Here is a 6,021-nt window from a genome sequence, read left to right on the forward strand (position 1 = left end):
AAACAGATTTGCCTGGCGGCAATAGCGCGGTGGTCCCACCTGACCCCATGCCGAACTCAGAAGTGAAACGCCGTAGCGCCGATGGTAGTGTGGGGTCTCCCCATGCGAGAGTAGGACACTGCCAGGCATCAATTAAGTAGAAAGCCTCATGCGAAAGCATGGGGCTTTTTGCTATGGGTCGAAAATGGAAATATCCCCTCACCCCAACCCTCTCCCACAGACGGATCGAGAGCAGCATAAGCCCCTGTTGGAGGGAGAGGGGGCTGGTCCGGCGTCGTGGGTGAGCCTGTGCGGCTGCGGAAGAATGGGGATATCAACGGACGCGATCGGTTCCCTCTCCTGGGGGCGATGGGAACAGTTCAGTGTCGTGGGTGAGCCTGTGTGGCTGCGGAAAGAATGGGGACTATCAACGGATGCGATCGGTTCCCTCTCCTGGGGGAGAGGGTTAGTGTGAGGGGACTAACACGAAACCATCCTAAATTCGGGTTGTCTGAGAAATGATTAAATATGGCCACGATTTTCACTAAAGATATTCATGAAATTTTTAGTTCTACAGGTATTTGTTATTTTCATACATATCATTAATACCCGCATGATTTTATATAACCCAGGCTTCTGTTCAAGGTGAGACAAAGAAAAAATCATATCACTATGATTTTTATATAAATTAATAACTTCGCTTCGAACGTGGGTTATTAAGTCACAACAAAAACCAGGTTAATAAAAACAAATAATAGCCATGTGTGTCGAATCGAGTAGACTAGATGGTAATTTATTACGTGAGAGTATTTAAATCATGTCTACTGAAAGCGCGTCATTAAAAAATCACAATACTTTTGCGCTCCCGGTCAACGCAGCGCGTTTAGTCATTGCTGAAGAAATTGAAGAGATGATTAAAGCTTGGCAGCAAGCGCAAAAGCGCAAGGAGCCGCTGCTGGTACTCGGCGAAGGGAGCAATGTCCTGTTCCTGGAGGATTTTGCCGGTACGGTCATGATTAACCAGTTAACAGGTATTACGGTCAGGGAAGAAGCGGACGCCTGGCACCTCCACGTCAGCGCCGGGGAGAACTGGCATCATCTGGTCAGCCAGATGCTTGAACGTGGGATCCCTGGGCTGGAGAATCTGGCATTGATCCCTGGCCTGGTCGGTTCGGCACCTATCCAGAATATCGGGGCGTATGGCATTGAGCTCAAGCAGGTCTGTGAGTATGTCGACCTGCTGAACCTGACCACCGGTGAGATCGATCGTATGGATCCTCCACGTTGCCAGTTTGGCTACCGGGAGAGCGTCTTTAAACATGAGCTTAAGCAGGGTTTCGTTATTGTCGGGGTTGGCTTGCGGCTTGGTAAAAAGTGGAGCCCGCAGCTGGGTTATGGCGACCTTACCAAACTGGATCCCAAGACGGTTACACCACAGCAGGTGTTTGATGCGGTATGTGCCATGCGCCGCAGCAAGCTGCCAGATCCACGTATTACGGGCAATGCGGGCAGCTTCTTTAAGAACCCACTGGTGACTGAGGAAGTGGCGAAAGCGTTGCTGAGCCAATACCCTGCAATGCCACATTATCCACAGGCTGATGGGCAAGAAAAATTGGCCGCTGGTTGGCTGATCGACCAGTGTGCACTTAAGGGATATCAGATTGGTGGTGCCGCGGTACACCGTCAGCAGGCTTTGGTATTGGTGAATGTCGATAATGCCAGCAGTCAGGATGTTGTGGCACTAGCAAGGCACGTACGCAATACGGTAGCGGCGAAATTTGATGTCTGGCTTGAACCAGAGGTCCGTTTTATGGGCGCTACAGGTGAATTGGACGCCGTCGAGGTCATTTCATGAGAGACACCACCGTACCACTGAAGATTATCTCCTTACTGGCAGACGGCGAGTTTCATTCCGGAGAACATCTGGGCGAATCTTTGGGGATGAGCCGCGCAGCAATCAACAAGCATATCCAGACTATCCGGGAGTGGGGTTTGGATGTGTTCACAGTACCGGGGAAAGGCTATAGCCTACCTGCGGCGATTAACTTGCTGGACGTTGAGCGTATTCTTGCTCTGCTGGAAGACAAGCGTGTCACGGTATTGCCCGTAGTAGACTCAACCAACCAGTATCTGTTAGACAGGCTTGCAGAACTGACTTCCGGTGATGCCTGTATAGCCGAGTATCAGCAGGCGGGGCGTGGGCGGCGTGGGCGGCAGTGGATCTCACCTTTCGGTGCCAACCTCTACTTGTCCATGTTCTGGCGTCTTGAACAAGGGCCAGCGGCCGCAATGGGGCTAAGCCTGGTGATTGGCATCGTGATGGCCGAAGTGTTGCAACGTCTCGGTGCAGAACAGGTGCGTGTGAAGTGGCCGAATGATTTATACCTTAACGATCGCAAGCTGGCCGGTATTCTGGTCGAGCTGACCGGTAAAACCGGGGATGCGGCCCAGTTAGTGCTGGGGGCAGGCATCAATATGGCGATGCGTGATTCTAACGCCAGTCAGATCGATCAGCGTTGGATCAATTTGCAGGAGGCCGGGATCACCATCGATCGTAATGAATTAGCCGCCAAGTTGCTTAATGAACTACGTCGTTCATTACGGCAATTTGAAATAGACGGGCTGGCACCCTTTATTTCACGCTGGCGACAATTAGATAACTTCATCGATCGTCCGGTGAAACTGCTAATTGGTGAACAACAGATTTTCGGTATTGCTCGTGGTATAGATCAGCAGGGAGCCTTGCTACTGGAACAGGAGGGGGTAATTAAACCCTTTATCGGTGGGGAAATATCTCTGCGTAGTGCTGAATAAACTAAAAATAAGAGAGGCACTCGGCCTCTCTTATTCCACTGACTATTTACGTAACCGTACACTTTCCACTGCGTGATTGGCACTTTTAGTCATTATCAGGCTAGCGCGCTCGCGCGTTGGCAGGATATTTTGCTGTAAATTCAAACCATTAATTTCATTCCACAGCTGAGTGGCGATGTTAATCGCTTCCGTTTCCGGCAGCTGTGCATAGCTATGAAAATAGGAATCCGGATTGGAGAATGCGCCTTGACGGAATTTCAGGAACCGGTTGATATACCAGCTCTGTAATAGATCGCCAGGGGCGTCGACATAGATGGAGAAATCAACAAAGTCGGAAACAAACACCCGATGAGGATCGTGTGGATAGTCCATACCGCTTTGCAAGACATTCAGTCCTTCCAGGATAAGAATATCAGGCTGTTCGATAACTTTATTGCCTTCAGGCACGACGTCATAGATCAGGTGAGAGTAAACCGGGGCCGTGACTCGCTTGGCACCAGATTTAACTTCCGAAACGAATTTCACCAGGCTATGCATATCGTAAGACTGCGGGAAGCCTTTTTTCTTCATCAAACCGCGCTCGTTCAGCACCTTGTTCGGATGCAGAAAGCCATCTGTGGTGATCAGCTCAACGCTGCGGTGCTCTGGCCAGCGGCTCAATAACGCTTGTAACAAACGCGCCGTGGTGCTTTTACCCACCGCTACGCTGCCAGCAATGCCGATCACATAAGGAATGCGCTGGCCATCGGTACCGAGGAACTGTTCCAGAACTGCCTGACGGCGCAGGTTAGAACTGATATAGAAGTTCAGCAGTCGTGAGAGCGGCAAGTAGATCTGCGCGACTTCTTCCAAGGAGAGATCTTCGTTAATCCCTTTGAGTTTAACAATCTCTTCTTCCGACAACGTCAGCGGCACCGAATCTCGTAACGCGGCCCACTGGCTACGATCGAACTGAAGGTAAGGCGTCGCTAAAGATTGATCTCTTTTTATCATAAGCCAAATTCTGCCTGTTAACGCAGGTTGGGAAAGGCGCTGGACGCCAACTCCAGATAATAATCAAACTGCATATTATAGATAGCTGGCTTTGAGGCGTAGGGTTTTTTCGCAAATGTTGTCGATTAGGGGCAGTTTTTGCCAATAGTGCGAACAGGTACGCAATTGAGAAGGGACACATTACAAAGCGGTATCACTGGGCAATGATACCACTCTGACGTCAACTGGCGGCGGCGCGGCAGGGTTGCTGAACGGCAAACAACCGCTTGTAGTAAATCGCGGTGGGATGGTAGCAGCCATCGGGCGCGGCGGCGTAATCCGGTATCTCTCCAAGGCAGCGATAACCCAGCAGGCGATACAGCGCCTCGGCACCGGAACCGGCCTGTGTATCCAGATAAAGCAGGCCGCGATGGATCTCAAGGGCCGTTTTTTCCAGCGTTTTCATCAACGCCTGGCCAACGCCATTACGGCGGGCGCGGCTGTGCACCAACAGTTTCTGCACTTCTGCCCGGTTGCGGCCGTTTGGCTTTTGACACAGTGCGAGCTGGACCGTGCCAATGACGCCGCTGTCGTCTCTTGCAATCCACAACAGTAACTCCCCCTTGGCCAATGCAGGACGCAGGCTGTGGAAGTAGCTCTCGGCATCTTCGTGAGGAATTTGCGTGTCGTAGCCTACTGAGGCCCCATGAGTAACCGCATCGGTGAGCAGGCGTGCCAGCTCGGCACGGTAAATGGGCAGCGTTGCTGCATTGATTAGCACTATTTTCATCGGCGATGCCTCCTGGGGAATTAGGGATAATAGGGAGAAGCAATAAACGAGCCAATGCGACAACGCTGTGTGGGCGCACCCCGTATGGGGGAGAAAGCGGTGTATCGGCACCATCAGAGGGCACTTTCCTCTTTGTGGTGCGCTATCCCTGCTGATGATTTTCAATGGATGGGTGATTTTTATCGAGCTACGGGACGACGTGCCTGAAAGTCACCACAGGGTAGGTCTAAAATAGTGTAGATTAATCTGCTAAATTGATGAAAATTTGCGCCTCAATTGTGAAAAATTGCGAGCTGGATGCGGAAATCGGCTGATTTATGAGCGATAGTGCATGGATCGCAATTTTTTTGTTGCATAGGCCGTCAGCTCTACCTAGAATGCGCTGCACTTGATGCCGGCTTAGCTCAGTAGGTAGAGCAACTGACTTGTAATCAGTAGGTCACCAGTTCGATTCCGGTAGCCGGCACCATTCAAGTGTTTAGCAGTAAATGCCGTAGTAAAAGTAATTAAAATCTGGTGGGGTTCCCGAGCGGCCAAAGGGAGCAGACTGTAAATCTGCCGTCACAGACTTCGAAGGTTCGAATCCTTCCCCCACCACCATTTTAGACCTGAGGCACTAGGTCACACCGAACGGTAGCGTTGAGATGAGCGCCGATCGGGGAAGGGTAAGAACCTTCGACAAGGTTCGAGTCTCATGAAATGAGACAACGCGCTTTAGCGCGGCCCAGCGGGTGAGGAACGAAGTGACGAATAATCCTTCCCCCACCACCATTTTAGACCTGAAGTTCTGGGTCACACCGAACGGTAGCGTTGATACTAGTACCGTTCGAGGAAGGCGAAAGTCTTCAAAACAGTTCGCGCTGCGCAGCAGAAGTTGCCGGTACGAAGGGTGGAGTAAAGCGACGAACAATCCTTTTCTACACCTTTTAAGTCTACAGAAAAGTCAGGTAGCCGAGTTCCAGGATGCGGGCATCGTATAATGGCTATTACCTCAGCCTTCCAAGCTGATGATGTGGGTTCGATTCCCACTGCCCGCTCCAAGATGTGCTGATATAGCTCAGTTGGTAGAGCGCACCCTTGGTAAGGGTGAGGTCGGCAGTTCGAATCTGCCTATCAGCACCACTTCTTAATTTCTCGCCCCCTGATTTTCTTTCTGTTTCCTGAATTCATCAAGCAAATGCCTGCTTGGTTGATGTGGTGATACCACCGATTTATCCGTGTCTTAGAGGGACAATCGATGTCTAAAGAAAAATTTGAACGTTCAAAACCGCACGTTAACGTCGGTACTATCGGCCACGTTGACCACGGTAAAACTACCCTGACTGCCGCAATCACTACCGTTCTGGCTAAAACCTACGGTGGTTCTGCACGTGCTTTCGACCAGATCGATAACGCGCCAGAAGAAAAAGCTCGTGGTATCACCATCAACACTTCACACGTTGAATATGACACCCCGACTCGTCACT

Annotated in this window: 5 protein-coding genes, 4 tRNA genes, 1 rRNA gene and 1 other RNA gene; 9 read left to right on the plus strand and 2 right to left on the minus strand. The window is 50.8% G+C overall.

Annotation, left to right across the window (positions count from 1 at the left end):
• Window positions 1-11 precede the first annotated feature (11 nt).
• The 3 genes from rrf (at window position 12) to birA (ending at window position 2,793) form a co-directional block, all read left to right on the plus strand.
• Window positions 12-127: ribosomal RNA gene (rrf, locus tag ACRDCA_RS25195) — 5S ribosomal RNA — on the plus strand.
• Between the two features lie 669 nt (window positions 128-796).
• Window positions 797-1,834: a UDP-N-acetylmuramate dehydrogenase gene (murB, locus tag ACRDCA_RS25200; RefSeq protein ID WP_438691974.1), complete on the plus strand. Its 1,038-nt coding sequence runs from the start codon at window positions 797-799 to the stop codon at window positions 1,832-1,834.
• Window positions 1,831-2,793 (plus strand): bifunctional biotin--[acetyl-CoA-carboxylase] ligase/biotin operon repressor BirA, encoded by a 963-nt coding sequence (gene birA, locus ACRDCA_RS25205; protein WP_438691975.1) that lies wholly within the window; start codon window positions 1,831-1,833, stop codon window positions 2,791-2,793. Before murB ends, birA begins: the two co-directional genes overlap by 4 nt.
• Before the next feature lie 42 nt (window positions 2,794-2,835).
• Here birA and coaA read toward each other — a convergent pair whose 3' ends face one another.
• The gene (coaA, locus tag ACRDCA_RS25210; protein WP_021808140.1) at window positions 2,836-3,786 is read right to left on the minus strand and encodes a type I pantothenate kinase; all 951 of its coding nucleotides are present in this window, start codon (window positions 3,784-3,786) and stop codon (window positions 2,836-2,838) included.
• A gap of 220 nt (window positions 3,787-4,006) precedes the next feature.
• Complete coding sequence (locus tag ACRDCA_RS25215) at window positions 4,007-4,555, minus strand: GNAT family N-acetyltransferase (RefSeq protein WP_438691976.1); 549 nt, start codon at window positions 4,553-4,555, stop codon at window positions 4,007-4,009.
• A 393-nt stretch (window positions 4,556-4,948) separates the two neighbouring features.
• On the opposite strand from ACRDCA_RS25215, the gene ACRDCA_RS25220 reads away from it, so the two are divergent.
• The 6 genes from ACRDCA_RS25220 to ACRDCA_RS25245 form a co-directional block, all read left to right on the plus strand.
• Window positions 4,949-5,024 (plus strand) — tRNA-Thr (locus tag ACRDCA_RS25220).
• A gap of 46 nt (window positions 5,025-5,070) precedes the next feature.
• Window positions 5,071-5,155 (plus strand) — tRNA-Tyr (locus ACRDCA_RS25225).
• Between the two features lie 44 nt (window positions 5,156-5,199).
• A non-coding RNA gene (locus tag ACRDCA_RS25230) (RtT sRNA) lies at window positions 5,200-5,326 on the plus strand.
• Between the two features lie 194 nt (window positions 5,327-5,520).
• Window positions 5,521-5,595: transfer RNA gene (locus tag ACRDCA_RS25235), tRNA-Gly, on the plus strand.
• Window positions 5,596-5,601: 6 nt separating this feature from the next.
• Window positions 5,602-5,677 (plus strand) — tRNA-Thr (locus tag ACRDCA_RS25240).
• A gap of 115 nt (window positions 5,678-5,792) precedes the next feature.
• Window positions 5,793-6,021: GTP-binding protein (locus ACRDCA_RS25245; RefSeq protein ID WP_239553314.1), on the plus strand; the 229-nt coding region annotated here is incomplete at its 3' end.

The organism is Serratia sp. (in: enterobacteria) (assembly GCF_051654945.1).
Lineage (GTDB): Bacteria > Pseudomonadota > Gammaproteobacteria > Enterobacterales > Enterobacteriaceae > Chania.